Genomic DNA, 16,602 nt, shown 5'->3' with positions numbered 1-16,602 from the left:
GCCCTCACTGGCCGATATTGATCTGGATCGGCTGGCCGACCTGCGTCGCATCGCCAGTCGCCCCCCGGTAACCATTCATCACCTTCTCCAGCAATGGACCGTCGGGGCCCGCCGGGGGAAGTTCGGTACCCGGGTTGGCGGCCACTTCCTTATCGGCGATCTGCTGGTAATGGGTCTGGTAGACGCTGTAGCCCAGCGTGCCAACCCGCCCTTCTTCGTACGACATGCAGCCGGACAACCCCGATAGCAGCGCACAGAACGCAATCATGGATTTCATGGTGGTTATCTCCGATCAGTTCAGATCATGGCCAAAATTGCCACCGCTGACCCCGAGGCTGACAGGGACCGGGCGCCCGGGCTCACGGCCCTTGGTCTTGCCGAGCAGGTAGAAGTCCAGGTCGCTTGGCTCGACGAATTTTTCGGTGGGCAAGCGCACCGCCCTGGCATCCACCGGCTTGGCCAGGTGCGGCGTCACCAGGATCACCAGTTCGGTTTCACCATTGATGAACGATTGGCTGCGAAACAGATGCCCCAGCACCGGCAGGTCACCCAGCCCGGGAAAACGGCTGACAAAGTCGCGGGTGTTCTCGCTGATCAAGCCGGCGATGGCGATGGTCTGGCCATTGCCGAGTTCGACGGTGGATTCGGCGCTGCGCTTGGTCAAGGAAGGGATGACCTGGGTGACCCCGTCGCCCAGAATGCTGTTCAGGCCCGTATCGAGCACCAGCGAATTGACATTGGAAAGCTCGCTCACCGAGACATTCAGGTTGAGGTTGATGCGTCCGGAATCGAGCACCACCGGCAGAAACTTCACGCCGACACCGAACTCCTTGTACTCGATGGTGATGCCATCATCCTCGGTAATCGGGATTGGGAACTCGCCACCGGAAATGAACTCCGCCTGCTGCCCGGTCAGGGTGGTCAGGGTAGGCTCCGCCAATACCTTGGCCGAACCATTGTCCTTGGAAGCTTCCAGCACCACGTTGAAGAGGAACTCGTCGGACAGGAACTGGGCGAACAGCCCCTTGCCGCCGCCGATCAGCGAACCGGGCGAAATGACCGCCCCACCGCCGGGGGTCAGGCCCAGTCCCTGGCCATTGTTGAAGCCCCCTCCGGACCAGCGACTGGATGAGCCGAAATCAAGGGCGTTGAAGCGCACGTTGAGGTTCTTGACCAGGCTGCGCTGCATCTCCGCCACTTTGACTTCCAGCATCACCTGCTGGCTGCCACCGACGCTGAGCAGGTTGATCACCTCCAGCGACTGGGTCGGTGCCGACGCAGCGGCCTCACCCTTGCCTTGTACGACGCTCGAGGTTTGCGCGGCATAGGTCTTGGCGACTTTCATCGCCGTGTCCATGGCGGCGGCGCTGCGGACCTGGCCGCGCAATACCAGCGCGCCCTGGGCGCTGAACACCTCGATGTTCTCCTCGGGCAACAACTGGTGCAGTTTGCTCTTGAGCCCGCCGAGGTCATGCACGACCTCCAGGTCGAGGCTCTCGATCAGGCGGTTGCTGTTGTCCCACAGCAACACGTTGGTACTGCCCAGAGAGCGGCCGAGCAGGTAGAGTTGCGTCGGGCTGGTGATGAGAATGTCGGCAATATTCGGGTTGCCGACAGAGATTCTCTTGACCCCTGCACGGGTGCTGAGTGTCCGCGACTTGTAGATTGGCACCTGGATAGTATTGGCGTTGGCCGCCGGCATGGAGCTGAATCCCGATCTCGGTTCTTCAGCCTGCGCCGCGGTAGCCAACAGCAACCCCGCACCCAGCCCGTACAACAGGTACACCCCTAGTCTCTGCAAAGTATCCATGTACTACTCCTTGCTTGGTGATCTTATTCCTGCCGAAGGTTCGGTATCCGGGTGCCCCTGCCGCCTTGCTACCTTACTTTTGCCACCTCGACTTCAGTCCCGCGGATAATGGTGACCGCGCCGCCGCCACTGCTGCGATGTGCCACCGGCTTTGGCTTTGGTTGTGGTTTGGCTGTTGGCGGCGCGGCCTTGACCGGCGCGACGGCTGCAACAGCTTCCGACTGTTTCTGGATATCCAGCGGGTTGCGCAATGCCAGTTGCAACTTCCCTTCGGATTGTGCCTTGACCAGGGTCTCCGCTTCTTTGGCCGACATCTCCAGGGTCACGGCGCGCACCACTACCGGTTGGGTCTTGTCGGTACCCGCCGTTTGGTCCACGGCCAATACCCGCAAGTCCTCGAGGATGGTCCTGGACTCGGCGTCATTACTGCTGCCATCGCTGCGTTTGGTCGCCAGCACATCGACCCGGTTACCCGGCAACAGGAACCCGCCCACCCCGACCACATCGTCCACGCGCACCGAAATGGCACGTTTGTCGGGGGCGATCAACGAGGCCAGGGTACTGCCGCCAAGGTGCTCAGCCAGGCGCGCGCCGCGCAGGATGTCGCCGCGCAGCATGGCGAAGGTCGCGATCTTGCCCAGCACCTTTTCGCTGCTGTCGAAGGCATCTTCGGGCACCGCATCCTTGGGCATGCGCACGATGGCGACTTGCTGGGCCTCGACCATCTGCCCGAACGGAATCTCCACCGTGGCGACCACCACGTTCTGCAGGTTGTCATCCGGGGCGGCATTGAGCCGTCCATTCAGCCAGCTGTTGGCCATCCAGGCGGCGCCAAGCCCCAGGGTCAGGGACACGGCAACCAGGGTAAGAGTACGAGCGCTCATGTCGGTATCTCCTTATCCAAGAAAGTTGAGCTGGACGAAATAGCTGTGCCAGGCCCATTCCAGCTCCTGCGCCGACAGCGGGCCACTACCGCCCAGGTAGCGCTGTCGGTCGAGCGCCATGCTCAGCAGGTCGCGAGGGTGACAGGGCACCAGCGGCATGCCTTCGGCCTGGTAGAGCGCCTGTAGCGCATAGCGCAACAGCAGCGGGTCGTACGCCAGGCCCAGGCGCTCGCATTCCTGACGCCAGATTCGCTCATACTCATCAGCTTTCAGGTAGCTGAATTGCAGCTTGTAGCCAATGCGCCGCAGGAAGGCCTCATCGGCCAGTTCCAGGGGGTTGAGGTTGGTGGAGAACACCAGCACCAGATCGAACGGCAGCTCGCAATGGCGCCCGCCGCCCAGATTGAGGAAGTCGCGTTTCTCTTCCATCGGCACGATCCAGCGATTCAACAACTCGGCCGGTGCCATACGCTGGCGGCCCATGTCGTCGATGATGAACAGGCCATTGCTGGCCTTGAGTTGCAGGGCGGCCTGGTACTGACGGGTGCTGGAGTCAAAGCGAACATCCAGTTGCTCCATGCTCAATTCACCGCCAGTGATTACAATCGGGCGTTTACACCGCAGCAGTCGACGATCGATCCCTTCATTGAGCAACAGGTTATTCTGTTGGCCATCATCTTCCAGGCGCTGATGTACCTGGGGGTCGTAAATCTCGATCACCGACTCGTTGATCACGATGGCATGGGGCACCCAGATGGCCTCGGCGAACAGGCGAATCAACCGGCTGCTGACATAGGTCTTGCCGGTGCCGGCAGGGCCATAAATCATGATGGCGCGCCCGGAGTTCAGCGCCACACCCAATTGGTCGAGCATGCCCTCGGCGAGCACTACGCCAGCGAAGGCCGTGCGCATGTCGTGCGCGTTGATGCGGCCATGGTGGATGGTCTGCACCTTGAGCAGGGAACGGTAGGCACTCACCGGAAAGGGCGCCGCGCCGATATAGCCGCTGCGCGACAGGGCATCGCGGGCGGCACTGCGGCCGCGTTCGGTCAAGCCGTAACGCAGCGCCTGCCCTCCCGTTTGCATACCTGCCTGGCCCAGCACTTCGACGCGGCCATCCTTGCGCAGAAAGGCCAGGACCTCTTCCACCACCGCGCCAGTCAGCGCCAGACGCTCCACCAGTCGCGACAGGTCCAGCACACCGGCATCGTGCAGGTGCTTGCACACCAGATCACCGAGAAAGTTTTCCGCGAGGCCCGTCTCGCGGACTGTACGCGGCTGTGGTGCCAGGCGTTGTACAGCTTCCCGATCACTGGCATAGGCACCACTGTCACTGAGTGCGTACATTATTAGCCTCCCGGGCTACAGGCCTAGCGGTTGCCAAAAAAGACTGATCAGGGTTCCAGACAGGATCGCGACCGAATAAGGGAAAGGCTTGCCTGCCACTTCATCCGCCACAGGAGCCAAATAAGCCCTTAACTTCAACATCAGCCAATAGCGCCCTAAGGTCTGTTGCACCTGTCCACGCACCAGCACGATCAAAAACCCGCACAGACCACCAGCAATAAGGCTGAAAAGCGCGGCCCAGAGCGCGTCGTGCGGAGTGAGAAAAGCGCCAACCATTGCCATTAACTTGACGTCACCGGCGGCCATCCCCCCCAGGACGTACATCGGGAGAAATATGGCGAAGCCAATAAGCACACCTAGCAATCCATAGCCCAGGCCGATTTTTTCTGAAGAATAAGCCTGACCGGCCAACCCCAGACCCAACCCCAACAAGATCAAGACGTTGGGAATGCGGTGGTGACGAAGATCACTCACCACCGTAATGCCCAACAGCGCTATCAGCACGACAATGCCTAACAGGCTCTCTACTGACATTGCTGCATCCCCCATGGGGCTTAATTAAGGGGTAGCAGTGCCGCCGCGTTTTTCAACAGCGCCTTTCAGGTCATTGATGTTCGTCTGAACTGCCCCACCCAATGCTTGGAAAGCGCCTACTACGAACAGGGTAATCAACCCCCCAGCCACCGCGTATTCCACGATGGTCAGGCCATCCTCGTCTTTGACGAATTTCAGAACCGAAGCCTTGATTGCTTGCAGAGTCATTTCGCCCACCTCACTAGAAATGTTTTTGCTTCCCGGCCAGTGCTTGTTGCACCACCTGTTTGGAACCCTAGTCAGGGGGGCCAAGAGGGGTTAGGAGTTTTTTGCGCATCGCTAGGACTTTTTTGCTGTCATTGCCAAAACAGTGAAAAGTGCGAAGGCCGCTACGGGAAAAGAGGAAAAGCGTAAATCAAAGAAGGGCTTGCGAATGCTTCTGCAATTGCTTCCTAAGCGACGAGCGGTCTTCCTCCTCAGACGCCGTAAAAAGGCTGGGAGCCCGCATAGAATCAGGGTTCAGACAACGCATAGAACACAACGAAAAAAATTATCTAATTTTAATAACTAAATTAATCAACACGGTGATGGCTTTTTGACAATACTGCTGTGCGTAGGGAAACGCGCCAGGAGCAGGTTAAGTCATGATGTCTAACTTGAGCAGAAAGCCGCTGTTGTTATGGTTCGATCTGACACACGATCGCTCCACCGAAGCACTCATGGCACAGTTCAGTCATGTCTGTGACTGCAAACTGGCGAAGGCGGCCGCACATTCCGAACGCCAGCAGGCAGACATGATCTGCATGCATTTCGATCGCCCCGACACTCTGAGCCTCAACCTGCTGCTGGAGGTAAAACGCAACTCTCCTGGCATCCCGATCACCATGCTCACAGTGCAGCACTCCGAAGAACTGGCAGTCTGGGCCATGCGTTCGCGTGTATGGGAATACCTGGTGTTGCCGCTCACAACCAGCGAGAAGAGTCGCTACCTCAATGTCCTGACGCAGCTTTGCGAGCTACGCCGCAACACCAGAAGTCAGGGCAAGGCGCAGCAAATCGATCATTTCCCCTCCCTGCCGGACAGCATTCGGTTGACCAGCGAACACCACAAGCACAAGGCACTCGACAAGGTCATGCCGTACATCGACCAGCACTTTCGCGAATGCATCGATCAAAAGGAACTGGCGCAGCGCTGCGGCATGACCGCGTTTCGCTTCAGCCGCCTATTCAAGGAAGTCAACGGCCTTGGCTTCCTGGATTACATCTTGAGCAAGCGCATGAACTTCGCCATGGACTTGCTCGCCAACAGCCAGATGCCCATCACCAGCATCGGCTATGAGGCCGGCTTCAAGGACCCTTCCTACTTCGCCCGCGCCTTCAAGCAGTTCGCCAACTGCACGCCCAGCGAGTATCGCCAGGCCCGCCAGCTCGGAGAGCCGGTCGCCGAAGCAGCATTCTTGAAAGGTTCAAATGCGCCAATACTGGATAGCCTGGTACTTAGCCTCGGTGGCTGATGCGAAGTGACATTGCCCCCCACCGGCGCAGAATCGAAATTAACCGCAAGACCCGGAGTTTTCTCGACCTGTGGCCAGCCTGACCTGAGCGCACAACTGATCGCGCCACACGGTAGAACACCATGGAAGCCCCCTCACCTGCTTCGTAACCACGCCATGAACCCCACATTCAAAGCCGCAATTTGATGTTGGATGCTGTGCTCCGATATCTTTCTGGAGCCAGCCCCTCATGATGCGTCCCGACGCAAAAGTCGAAAAAGTCTACCTCTACCCCAAGCCAGTGGACTTCCGAAAATCCATTGATGGCCTGGCCGCCCTGGTCGAGCTAGACATCAAAGTGGCTGTGTTCGATCCGGTGCTTTTTGTCGATGACCCTGAAGAGGAAGCCGTTGCGCCAACGCTGCGCCGTGGCAAGCGCAAGCCGTTGTCGGCCGATCTGCCTCGGATCGAAGTCATCCACGAACTGCCCGAGCACGAACTGACTTGCACCTGCGGTTGCCGCAAACACACCATCGGCGAAGAAACCAGCGAGCAACTGGAGATCGTGCCGATGCAAATCCGGGTGATCAAACACATCCGCAAAGTTTACGGCTGCCGTGGCTGTGAAACGGCCCCGGTCACCGCTGACAAGCCGGCTCAATTGATTGAAAAGAGCATGGCCAGCCCCAGCGTGTTGGCGATGCTGCTGACCACCAAGTATGTCGACGGCCTGCCATTACATCGCTTCGAGACGGTACTGAGCCGACACGGTGTAGAGATCCCACGACAGACGCTGGCACGCTGGGTCATCCAGTGCGGCGAGTACTTACAACCGTTGCTGAATGTAATGCGCGATCGGTTGCTGGAAAGCCCGGTCATCCACTGCGATGAAACCCGCGTTCAGGTGCTTAAAGAGCCGGATCGAGACCCGACCAGTCAATCCTGGATGTGGGTGCAAGCCAGTGGGCCACTGGATCGAAAAGTAGTGTTGTTTGACTACACCACCAGCCGCGCGCAGGAGGTACCGCTGCGCCTGCTCGCCGATTATCGCGGCTACCTGATGACCGACGATTACGCCGGCTATAACGCCTTGGGCATGCAGCCAGGTGTTGAACGGCTGGCGTGCATGGCCCATGTGCGACGCAAGTTCGTCGACGCACAAAAAGTACAGCCCAAAGGCAAGACGGGCCGCGCCGATATAGCACTGACGATGATCAACAACCTGTACGGCATCGAGCGTGAACTCAAGGACAGCAGTGATGAGCAACGCTTTATCGGTCGTCAGGAAAAGAGCCTGCCGATCCTGGTCCAGCTGAAAAGCTGGCTGGAAAAAACGCAGCCGCAGGTCACTTCGCAAAGTGTGCTGGGCAAGGCTGTCGGTTATCTGGCCAGCAACTGGAGTCGCCTGGAACGTTATGTGGAGGCCGGTTTTTTACCGATCGACAACAACGCCGCCGAAAGAGCGATAAAGCCGTTCGTGATCGGTCGTAAAGCATGGCTGTTTAGCGATACGCCCAAAGGTGCTAGCGCCAGTGCGCAGATCTACAGCTTGGTCGATACCGCCAAGGTCAACGGCCAGGAGCCCTATACGTGGCTGCGCCACGTACTGGAGCGGTTGCCGCATGCGGAGTCGGTAGAGGACTTTGAAGCCTTACTGCCGTGGAACTGCTCGCCAGAGATGCCACGGTAAACGAGGCAAGTATCTTTGAGTATGTGGGGTTCATGGATCGCATACCATGAATCCACCACAAAAACCTGTAATGGGCGACGTCAACACGGAGCCCCGCAACCTACAAAATCGAAGACCAGCACGAGATACTTACAGGGGGAGCGCCCCGATAAGGCGGTGTGATGATTTAATTTAGATTAATCACTACGACCCCTTTGGTCGGACTTTCCGCGGATACCGGAGGCGGTATGAAAATGTTATTTCTCATTCGCCATGCCAAGTCGAGTTGGGATGACGCTGCGCAGCCCGACAAAGACCGCCCATTGAACGATCGCGGCAGACGCGATGCGCCTAAGATCGGTGAGCGCTTGGCCAAGCGCGATCTGAAGCCCGATCTGATCCTGTCGAGCCCGGCCGTGCGTGCGCTCGAGACGGCGGAGATCATCGCCAGGAAGCTCGATTACCGGCGCAAGGACATAGTCGTGGACGATCGGCTGTATGCCGTCGAGGCGGATGACCTGCTCAAGGTCATCCACACGCTGGGCGACCGGCTGAAGTCAGTGATGATCTTTGGCCATAACCCCGCGTTGGTCGAACTCGCGCAGCGGCTCTCCAGCGAGATCACCGACATGCCAACGTGCGCCGTCGCCGAGTTCAGGTTCGATGCGAAGTCGTGGTCAGAAATCGGCGAGATCAAGCCCGCACAAGTGGCGCTCGACTATCCAAAGAAATCCTAGGGAGATTCATCACCCTTGCGAACGCTGGGGTCCAGGAACTCCGTGGCATCTGGATTCCCGCGTTCGCGGGAATAACGATGAAGAGCTTTCTCAGACCCTCCTTAGGAGCGGTCCGTCGTGTCGGTACCTTGTCCGGGTGAGTCTTCCAACGGGCGAAAGCGCAGCTTTCAGCACATGGACGGTAGATCAGGGAGCGTCGTGATTTAGTTCAGATCAATCACTACGACTCCTTTGGCCCTATCCACTTTTCAGAGGTCATTGTTCCCAGATGCCAGTCACAACTGATCCTCCGCAAGTTGTTTTCGGTACTTGGTGGTGGTCATCCCGGCATACCCCCAGTTATCGGTGTCGACTTCTTCGATCACGATGTGGGTCAAATCCGGGCGTTTGTTGAGGACGCGTTCCAGGGTTTCAGTGATTTCAGCGATCACCTGAGCTTTTTGCTCCGAGGTAACGCCATCGCGGGTAATGCGCACGCTGACAAAAGGCATGACATCTCTCCTGTGACCTCCCTTCGACATGATGGGTAGGCAAGTAGAGGTCAATGTAGGACGTTGTTTTGGAGAGATAAAGACGGGCGCGGGAACATCATTTGTGATGTGGTGTAATAAGTTTGGGTGGGATACCGTCGCTTCGGATACCCCCAACAAGCGAAGATCCAGGACTTAACGCCGGACGCAAACTTGTAGCCGCTGCCGTCAGGCTGCGCTGGAGTCCCGCAGGGGCTCCCGGCGATCTTGAGATCTTGCGCGCGCTTCGCACGCGAGCGCAGCCTTCGGCAGCGGCTACAAGATCCGCATTTGCCCCAAAGATAGCGCTTGCCCGGTGAAGGGCAGGACGATATCTACATCAGGGGGGCGAAGCCGTCATGTCTAACTACGGCCCCTTCCATCAGAATAGGCCGCAGCCCCCATCAGAAGATACTGATCGGATACTCAACAAACACGCGAAGCTCATTCCCATCTTCGTTGTGTAGTGGTCAACTAATCCCGGACACGACGTTAAGTTTTTCTTCGGCCTGAGCTGGCGCCAGCCCACCGTTGAATTGATGGGGGCGAATCCAGTTGTACCGATGCATCAAGAAATGGCTGATATCGCGCTGGGCTTCTTGAGCAGTTCGGTAGCCCATGGTCGGTATCCATTCAGTTTTCACGCTGCGAAACACACGCTCCATCGGCGCATTGTCCCAGCAATTACCCCGGCGGCTCATGCTCTGGCGCATGCGATAACGCCACAGCCGCTGGCGAAATAAACGACTCCCATACTGCGACCCTTGATCCGAGTGAAACAGCAGGCCCTGAGGTCTTCCTCGTTGCTCATAGGCCATATCCAGTGCCTTGATAACCAGCTCGGCGTCCGGCTTTTCCGACAATGCCCAACCCACTATCCGGCGCGCGCAAAGATCTAGCACAACAGCCAGATAATGCCATTTCCCTTGGGCCCAAATGTAGGTGATGTCGCCGCACCACACTTGGTTGGGGGCCGAGACATCGAACTCCCGATTCAAGATGTTCGGGATATCCAACCGTTCGACCGTCGCTCGTTTATAGGCATGAGAACCTGGCTGTTTGCTCACGAGGTCAAGCTCACGCATCAAGCTGCGTACCTTAAATCGCCCCAGTTGCTCGCCGTCTTCACGCATGATCGACAAGATGCTGCGGCTGCCCGCAGCACTACGACTTTCTGTGAACAGTTCATTGACCCGACTGCGCAGCCGAAGCCGCTCAATATCAGGAGTCCGGCGCCTGAGACGCTGGGCGTAGTAACACGAGCGGGTGACTTCAAACACTTTGCACAGCCAATCAATCGGCTCGTGGACGCTAAGCTGATTGATCAGCGCGTACGCTCGTGATCTTCCGACATCAAGAGCGCGGTAGCCTTTTTTAGTATCGATTTTTCCCGTTCAAGGCGGGCGATCCGGACTTCCAGTTCCTGGATTTTCTGCTGCTCCGGGGTCAGCGCTTTGCTTAGCGGGGTGACACCTTGGCGCTCCTTCTGAACCTGCTCAACCCAGCGGCGTAGTGCCGACTCGCCGACGCCGAGTGAACGACTGGCTTCGATGTAGCTGTAGTTTTGCTTGAGCACGAGGTCGGCAGCCTCGCGTTTGAATTCAGCGGAAAAGGAACGGCGTTGTTTGGTCATTTGACACCTCGATCTGGCGAGCATTCTCGCCTAAATGGGTGTCCGGTTTCATTAGACCACTACATTGTAAGCATGCGCATTGTTCGAAACACGCAGTGAGGATCGTGATCTAAAAACCTATCCAAAAAAAAAGAGCGCCATGGCATGAATGCGATGGCTCCCTTTTGTTTTTTCTTCTTTCTTCTTTTTCGTTACTTGCCTTAGCCGTGCCAGACCCCGAGCAGAGCATCAAGCTCCGCGTCGCTGATCAAACCCGCCGGATACCGCTCGATGAGGGCTCGACGAGGATCGGTCTTCCTGACCCGGTCTGTTCCATTATTCTTCAACCACTGCGCCAGAACCTGAAGCGAATCGCGATTCACTGCTGATGGGTGCGAAGCCAGCTCACTGACTGCATTCATGTTGACTCTCTCTCCCCCCACTGATCGTGAGCTGTGTACGTTACCCAAGTTGTATGACAGTACTGCACTGTCCCGTTAACTTGAGAATCGGTTTCAACTGAATACAAGAGCTGTGCCACAAGGGTGAACCGGCTGTCATGCAGGTACAAAAAAGCCCGTTGGAAACGGGCTTTTAGTGTCGCTTCTTGTCAGCGCTTGGCCGGTGCCGGCTGCTGCTGTGTCAGGCAGTGAATATTGCCACCGCCCAACAACAACTCCCGCCCCGGTACCATGACTACTTCATGTTGCGGGAACAACTGCTGCAGAACCTCTCTAGCCTGCGCATCCAGAGGGTCGTCGAAGCTCGGCGCGATGATGCCGCCGTTGACGATCAGGAAGTTGACGTAGGAACCGGCCAGGCGCACCGATGGGTTGCGCTCCTGGGTCCCGACCACCGGATCGACGCCCGCGCACTCTTCCTCGGTCGCATGGAGCGGGCCGGGAATTGGCATTTTATGCACCACAAAAGTCCGGCCTTTGGCGTCTTTGCTGCTTTCCAATACGTTCAGTGCCGCGTGGCAGCGAGCGTAGTTGGGGTCTTGCGGATCATCCGTCCAGGCCAGTAACACTTCACCCGGGCGCACGTAACAACAGAAGTTATCCACATGGCCGTCGGTTTCATCGTTGAACAGGCCGTCCGGCAGCCAGATGATCTTGTCCACCGCCAGATGCTCGCCGAGCACCGCTTCGATTTCCTCACGCGACAGGTGCGGGTTGCGGTTACGATTGAGCAGGCACTCTTCGGTGGTGATCAATGTGCCTTCGCCGTCGACATGAATCGAACCGCCCTCGAGCACGAAACCCTCGGTGTGGTAGCGCGGGCAACGCTCGATCTCAAGAACCTTGCTGGCCAATTGCTCGTCGCGGTTCCAGGGGAAGTACAGACCGCCGTCGAAACCACCCCAGGCATTGAAACCCCAGTCGACACCACGGACTTCACCGGCATCGTTGATGACGAACGTCGGGCCCGTGTCGCGCACCCAGGCGTCGTCATTGCTGATTTCCACCACACGAATGTTTGGTGCATCCAGGCGAGCGCGGGCGTTGTCGTACTGGCCCGCCGATACGGCCACGGTCACCGGCTCGAAACGGGCGATGGCCTTGGCCAGGGCAACATGCGCCGCCTGCACGGGCTTGCCGCCCAGACGCCAGTTGTCGGGACGCTCGGGCCAGACCATCCAGATCTGGGTTTGCGGCGCCCACTCGGCAGGCATGTGAAAACCGTCGGCGCGTGGAGTACTGGTCAGGGTTGTCATGGGTAAGCCTTTGTAATTCATGCCAGCAGGCCGCTTGCACCACCTGCTGCCGAAATCGGTAAGCGCCGGGCACATGGCCCGGCACCGTTGTCAGGACTCCAGCGAGCCGTCGAGGGTCTTCAGCGCGCCGTACAGGTTCGGGCGGCGATCGCGGAACGTGCCCCAGGCACTGCGGGTGTGCTCGAGCTTGTCCAGGTCGAAAGTATGCACCAGCACGCCTTCTTCAGTCTCGTTGAGCTCCTGGACCTTCTCACCAAACTGGTTGGCGATGAAGGATGAGCCGTAGAAGGTGATGTCGTAACCGTCCTGCTCTTCATTGCCGATGCGGTTGCTGGCCACCAGCGGCATCAGGTTGGCGCCGGCATGGCCTTGCTGCACGCGCTGCCAATGGTCACGCGAGCTGATGGTCTTGTCGTGCGGCTCGCTACCGATGGCCGTCGGGTAGAACAGGATTTCCGCGCCTTGCAGCGCCATGCTGCGGGCGCACTCGGGGAACCACTGGTCCCAGCAGATGCCGACGCCGATCTTGGCGTAGCGGGTCTGCCAGACCTTGAAGCCGGTATCGCCCGGGTTGAAGTAATACTTTTCGTGGTAGCCAGGGCCGTCCGGAATATGCGCTTTCCGATAAATCCCGAGGTTGCTGCCGTCGGCGTCGATAATCGCGATGCTGTTGAAGCGCGCGCGCCCGGCCAGCTCGAAGAAGCTGATCGGCAGTACCACTTGCAGTTCCTTGGCCAGCGTCTGGAAGTGCTCGATGGCCGCGTTGGTTTCAACCGGGGTGGCCAGCTGCAGGTAATCCGGGTTCGGCTTCTGGCAGAAGTACGGGGTTTCGAAGAGCTCCTGGATCAGGATGATCTGCGCGCCCTTGCCGGCCGCTTCGCGGACCAGTTTCTCGGCATTGGCGATATTGGCCTGGCGATCCCAGGAACAAGCCATCTGGGTGGCGGCGACTGTTACGGTACGGCTCATGGAAACCCTCCTGAACGGATTGCTTGGCCGACTGACCTTGGCAGACGACCGATGACAAAATCGGATCGGCTCAGAGCTCGATCTCGACAATGACGCATTTATAACCGATAAAAATCGACTTTAAAAGAGTCATTCATAAAAAATAGGACATAAAAAAGCCGGTTAACTCGATAACAATCGAATTAACCGGCTATCCATTCGAGCGTTACAAATCTTCTGACAGCACCTTTGACACGCTGTCGACGAAGAAGTCCACGCTCTGGCGGGTGGTGCACATCGGCGGCTTGATCTTGAGGATGTTCAGGTAGTCACCGGTCGGCTGCATGAATATCCCCAGCTCGCGCAGGCGATTGCACAGGGCGGCGGTTTCTTCGGTAGCCGGCTCCAGGGTGGCCCGGTCGCGAATCAGCTCCACCCCCAGATAAAAGCCCGAGCCGTGCACCGCACCGACCAGTGGGTGCTGGTCGATCAAGGCTTCGAGACGCTCCTTGAAATACCCGCCGACAACCCGGGCGTTTTCCCAAAGGCCTTCCTCGGCCATGACATCGAGCACGGCCATGCCGATCCGGCAACTGACCGGGCTGCCGCCAGCCGACGAGAAGAAGTAGCCCTCGGCTTCCAGCGCCTCGGCGATTTCCCGGCGAGTGATGACCGCGCCCAGCGGCTGACCGTTGCCCATGCCCTTGGCCATGGTGATGATGTCCGGCACCACGCCCTGCTCTTCGAAGCCCCAGAAGTGCTCGCCCAGGCGGCCATAGCCCACCTGGACCTCGTCGGCGATGCAAACGCCGCCGCGCTTGCGGACCTTGGCATAGACCTGTTGCAGGTAACCGGGCGGCAAGGCAATCCCGCCAGCGTTGCCGTAGACCGGCTCGCAGATGAAACCTGCGACCTGACGTTTCTGCTCATCCAGGCGGGCAAGGTTTTCGTCGACGCTGCGCACGTAGTCCGCCGTACTGTCGCTGCCGCGGAATGCGCCACGATAGGTATTGGGCGCGGTCACCGGGTGCACCCAGTCCGGCCGGGTGCTCAAGGCCTGGGGGTTATCGGCGATCGAGGTGGAAATGGCATCGGTGGCCACCGACCAGCCGTGATAGGCCTCGAGCACGCTGAGCATGTCGCGGCCACCGCTGTATGCCCAGGCCAGGCGGATTGCCAGGTCATTGGCCTCGGTGCCGCTGTTGACCAGAAAGACCCGGTCCATCGAGTCCGGCGCCAGCTCCAGCAGGCGCTCGGAGAATTCGGCGATGGCGGCATAGTGAAAGCGTGAGTTGGTATTGAGCAGCGACCACTGCCGGGCAGCCTCGGCGGCCATGCGGGGATGGCCATGGCCGAGCACCGCGACATTGTTGAGCATGTCCAGGTAGGAGCGACCCTGCATATCGATCAGATGGTTGCGCCAGCCACGCTCGATATGTGGCGGGGTCTCGTAGTAGTGCTTCTGCGAACGGGCAAAGCTGGCGTCGCGGCGTTCGAGCAAGGCCACCGGATCGACCACAGGCTCGGCATCGCAGTCGAATCCGAGCAGTGCCCGTGGCGAGGGGCACAAGGCCAGCCAGGCGGCAGCGCGCGAGGGTGTCGTGAACAAGGGAGGGAACAGGTCGGCGACCCGGCACAATTGCAGCACGATCGGACCGTGGCTGCTGCCCAGATGCTGGCCCCGGCTGACTGCCATCTCGGCCGGCACCTCGACTCTCACCCCCCACAAACGCAAGCTGACCTGTTCGCCGGCCAGCACAAGCGCGCCGTCGGCCGTTTGCTGCAAGACCCCGGCGAACGGTGCCTGGACCAGCGAGCCCGAGGGGAGGCGCAATTCGACATGCAGGGCGCAGGTGTCTGGTTCCTGCGGGCTATCCGGGCGAGTGCGCGACAGGCGGTACTGGCCATACAGCGAAGCCGCCAGGCCGGTTTCCCCGGCATGCTCATCGAGCAACGACTGATCGATACCTTCCTGCTGCCAGTTCCCTGCCTCGAACAGTGGGCTGAGCACGCCCAGATCGACCCGTGCGAACGCCTCTCCCGCCAGCTCCGGCAACAGCGGCGCTGCACCCTCGAGCGTCAGTATCGGCAGGGTCTGGCCGACGCTGCGCAGGATGGCCGCTTCCATCAACTCGAACGGCACAGCGGTGGCGACATCGAAAATTTCCCATTCGTGGGTCAGGTTGTCGCGGCTGTAGCTGTTGCCCGGGTCGATGCTGACCTGCTGCTCGCCGCTGAGCACCAGCACGGCCGCCCGCGCAACGATCAACGGCCAGAGTGCCTGCAACTCTTCTCGCGTGAGCGGATTGACCGCGTGGTACGCCTGTATCGCCGGGAGGATGCGCAGCGGGTCGCCCTCGGTATGGTGCAGCAGCGCGGCGCAGGTCACCGACAGGTCGGCAATACGCCAGGTCCGCACCAGATCGCCGAAGTCGATGATGCCCTGCAATTGCCATTGGCGTTGCCCGTCGCGCTGCCAGACGGCATTGTCATCGGTGATATCCAGATGAACCGCTTGCACCGGCAGATGCGCCAGCAATGGCTGCAGGCGCCCTTCGGCCGCCACCGCGGCATCGGCAACCCGGGCATTGCGTTGCCGATCAGTAATGACCGGCAACAGGTGATCGATCAGCGCCTGGGCGTGGCGCGGGTCCCACTGCAGGGTGCGCTCCAGCCCCGGGTGATCGAAGTCGGCCAAGGCCAGATCGACCTCGGCGCAAAGTCGCCCAAAGGCCGCCATCAGCTCGGCGCTCATGTACTTCAAATGGGTGAGTGACTGGCCGTCGATGTAATCGAGCAGGCGCATCTGGATCGGCTGCCCGTTCACCGCCAATGACAACAGCTGGCCACCGGACTGCGCCGGGATGACGGCTGGCACGGGCAGGCCCTTGGTTTTCAGGTGCTGCAGCGCCGCATGCTGCGCCTCCAGCTCCACCACTGCGTAGTCGCCGTGGCAGATTTTCAGGACAAACCGACCTGTGTCGCTGTCGACCCGGAAGTTCAGGTCCTGCTGACTGCCCAGCGACTGCAGTGAACCGCTGCGGCCATAATGTTCCTCAAGCAGTATCCGCGCCTGATCGGCACTCACTTCAGGGCCTGGCAAACCGCAACGATGGATCAGCGTGGAGAGCAACATACAACGGCCTCGATGGTTTTTTAGTGGCTATATCGCCACTGGCCAAGCCGTTAAGCAAGTATATTTGGAAGGGAAAATATGCGATTGGCGACGGAAGTTGACTATAAAATCGTCGGTCTGGCCCTTGAGCCCTCCTCATAGCACCGCTAATCCGGTTACTCGGCGCAATCGGCTTGCTTCGATCCGCGCCCCCCTACAAGCTATGC

Annotated in this window: 14 protein-coding genes and 1 pseudogene; 3 read left to right on the top strand and 12 right to left on the bottom strand. The window is 59.2% G+C overall.

All coding sequences use genetic code 11. The annotated features are described in order from the left end of the window. Positions 1 to 4: 4 nt before the first annotated feature. The 6 genes from NVV94_RS01320 to NVV94_RS01295 all read right to left on the bottom strand — a co-directional run bounded on the left by NVV94_RS01320 (position 5) and on the right by NVV94_RS01295 (position 4,803). Complete coding sequence (locus NVV94_RS01320; protein ID WP_258445471.1) at positions 5 to 277, bottom strand: hypothetical protein; 273 nt, start codon at positions 275 to 277, stop codon at positions 5 to 7. A gap of 15 nt (positions 278 to 292) precedes the next feature. Next, entirely contained in the window at positions 293 to 1,810 is a 1,518-nt protein-coding gene (locus NVV94_RS01315; protein WP_258445470.1) for a type II and III secretion system protein family protein, read from the bottom strand. A 68-nt stretch (positions 1,811 to 1,878) separates the two neighbouring features. Continuing rightward, positions 1,879 to 2,694 (bottom strand): Flp pilus assembly protein CpaB, encoded by an 816-nt coding sequence (cpaB, locus tag NVV94_RS01310; protein WP_258445469.1) that lies wholly within the window; start codon positions 2,692 to 2,694, stop codon positions 1,879 to 1,881. A gap of 12 nt (positions 2,695 to 2,706) precedes the next feature. Then, entirely contained in the window at positions 2,707 to 4,041 is a 1,335-nt protein-coding gene (locus tag NVV94_RS01305; RefSeq protein WP_258445468.1) for an AAA family ATPase, read from the bottom strand. 15 nt (positions 4,042 to 4,056) lie between these two features. Next, positions 4,057 to 4,575 (bottom strand): prepilin peptidase, encoded by a 519-nt coding sequence (locus NVV94_RS01300; RefSeq protein WP_258445467.1) that lies wholly within the window; start codon positions 4,573 to 4,575, stop codon positions 4,057 to 4,059. 24 nt (positions 4,576 to 4,599) lie between these two features. Continuing rightward, positions 4,600 to 4,803, bottom strand: a complete 204-nt coding sequence (locus tag NVV94_RS01295; protein ID WP_258445466.1) for a Flp family type IVb pilin — start codon at positions 4,801 to 4,803, stop codon at positions 4,600 to 4,602. A gap of 416 nt (positions 4,804 to 5,219) precedes the next feature. On the opposite strand from NVV94_RS01295, the gene NVV94_RS01290 reads away from it, so the two are divergent. The 3 genes and pseudogenes from NVV94_RS01290 (at position 5,220) to NVV94_RS01280 (ending at position 8,474) form a co-directional block, all read left to right on the top strand. Further along, complete coding sequence (locus NVV94_RS01290; RefSeq protein WP_258445465.1) at positions 5,220 to 6,089, top strand: DNA-binding response regulator; 870 nt, start codon at positions 5,220 to 5,222, stop codon at positions 6,087 to 6,089. A 349-nt stretch (positions 6,090 to 6,438) separates the two neighbouring features. Then, positions 6,439 to 7,758: pseudogene (gene tnpC / locus NVV94_RS01285) on the top strand (IS66 family transposase); the annotation flags it as partial. Positions 7,759 to 7,985: 227 nt separating this feature from the next. Beyond that, a complete protein-coding gene (locus NVV94_RS01280) occupies positions 7,986 to 8,474 on the top strand; it encodes a histidine phosphatase family protein (RefSeq protein WP_258445464.1) in 489 nt (162 codons plus the stop codon). A 275-nt stretch (positions 8,475 to 8,749) separates the two neighbouring features. On the opposite strand, the gene NVV94_RS01275 is transcribed toward NVV94_RS01280, so the two are convergent. The 6 genes from NVV94_RS01275 to NVV94_RS01250 all read right to left on the bottom strand — a co-directional run bounded on the left by NVV94_RS01275 (position 8,750) and on the right by NVV94_RS01250 (position 16,396). Beyond that, on the bottom strand, positions 8,750 to 8,965 hold the full coding sequence (locus NVV94_RS01275; protein ID WP_258445463.1) for a 4-oxalocrotonate tautomerase family protein: 216 nt from the start codon (positions 8,963 to 8,965) through the stop codon (positions 8,750 to 8,752). Between the two features lie 488 nt (positions 8,966 to 9,453). Further along, positions 9,454 to 10,616, bottom strand: a protein-coding gene (locus NVV94_RS01270; RefSeq protein WP_258443255.1) for an IS3 family transposase whose coding sequence is annotated in 2 segments (ribosomal slippage) — positions 9,454 to 10,361 and positions 10,361 to 10,616 — 1,164 coding nt in all. Because the reading frame shifts where the segments join, the coding sequence is not laid out codon by codon here. 200 nt (positions 10,617 to 10,816) lie between these two features. After that, on the bottom strand, positions 10,817 to 11,017 hold the full coding sequence (locus NVV94_RS01265) for a hypothetical protein (protein WP_258445462.1): 201 nt from the start codon (positions 11,015 to 11,017) through the stop codon (positions 10,817 to 10,819). A 188-nt stretch (positions 11,018 to 11,205) separates the two neighbouring features. Continuing rightward, positions 11,206 to 12,312 carry an agmatine deiminase gene (aguA, locus tag NVV94_RS01260; protein ID WP_258445461.1) on the bottom strand — a complete coding sequence of 369 codons (1,107 nt, stop codon included), beginning with the start codon at positions 12,310 to 12,312 and terminating at the stop codon, positions 11,206 to 11,208. 90 nt (positions 12,313 to 12,402) lie between these two features. Continuing rightward, entirely contained in the window at positions 12,403 to 13,281 is an 879-nt protein-coding gene (gene aguB, locus NVV94_RS01255) for an N-carbamoylputrescine amidase (protein ID WP_258445460.1), read from the bottom strand. 205 nt (positions 13,282 to 13,486) lie between these two features. Next, positions 13,487 to 16,396 carry an aminotransferase gene (locus NVV94_RS01250; RefSeq protein ID WP_258445459.1) on the bottom strand — a complete coding sequence of 970 codons (2,910 nt, stop codon included), beginning with the start codon at positions 16,394 to 16,396 and terminating at the stop codon, positions 13,487 to 13,489. Positions 16,397 to 16,602: the final 206 nt, after the last annotated feature.

The organism is Pseudomonas sp. LS1212 (assembly GCF_024741815.1).
In the GTDB taxonomy this organism is placed as follows: domain Bacteria; phylum Pseudomonadota; class Gammaproteobacteria; order Pseudomonadales; family Pseudomonadaceae; genus Aquipseudomonas.
This window is presented reverse-complemented; position numbering and strand designations above follow the sequence as displayed.

Bases quoted from the DNA above. Each gene is read 5' to 3' on its own strand.
- NVV94_RS01265 (WP_258445462.1), bottom strand. From the start codon at position 11,017: ATGAATGCAGTCAGTGAGCTGGCTTCGCACCCATCAGCAGTGAATCGC.
- NVV94_RS01300 (WP_258445467.1), bottom strand. From the start codon at position 4,575: ATGTCAGTAGAGAGCCTGTTAGGCATTGTCGTGCTGATAGCGCTGTTG.
- NVV94_RS01320 (WP_258445471.1), bottom strand. From the start codon at position 277: ATGAAATCCATGATTGCGTTCTGTGCGCTGCTATCGGGGTTGTCCGGC.
- NVV94_RS01290 (WP_258445465.1), top strand. From the start codon at position 5,220: ATGATGTCTAACTTGAGCAGAAAGCCGCTGTTGTTATGGTTCGATCTG.
- aguB (WP_258445460.1), bottom strand. From the start codon at position 13,281: ATGAGCCGTACCGTAACAGTCGCCGCCACCCAGATGGCTTGTTCCTGG.
- NVV94_RS01250 (WP_258445459.1), bottom strand. From the start codon at position 16,396: ATGTTGCTCTCCACGCTGATCCATCGTTGCGGTTTGCCAGGCCCTGAA.
- NVV94_RS01275 (WP_258445463.1), bottom strand. From the start codon at position 8,965: ATGCCTTTTGTCAGCGTGCGCATTACCCGCGATGGCGTTACCTCGGAG.
- NVV94_RS01305 (WP_258445468.1), bottom strand. From the start codon at position 4,041: ATGTACGCACTCAGTGACAGTGGTGCCTATGCCAGTGATCGGGAAGCT.
- NVV94_RS01315 (WP_258445470.1), bottom strand. From the start codon at position 1,810: ATGGATACTTTGCAGAGACTAGGGGTGTACCTGTTGTACGGGCTGGGT.
- cpaB (WP_258445469.1), bottom strand. From the start codon at position 2,694: ATGAGCGCTCGTACTCTTACCCTGGTTGCCGTGTCCCTGACCCTGGGG.
- NVV94_RS01295 (WP_258445466.1), bottom strand. From the start codon at position 4,803: ATGACTCTGCAAGCAATCAAGGCTTCGGTTCTGAAATTCGTCAAAGAC.
- NVV94_RS01280 (WP_258445464.1), top strand. From the start codon at position 7,986: ATGAAAATGTTATTTCTCATTCGCCATGCCAAGTCGAGTTGGGATGAC.
- aguA (WP_258445461.1), bottom strand. From the start codon at position 12,312: ATGACAACCCTGACCAGTACTCCACGCGCCGACGGTTTTCACATGCCT.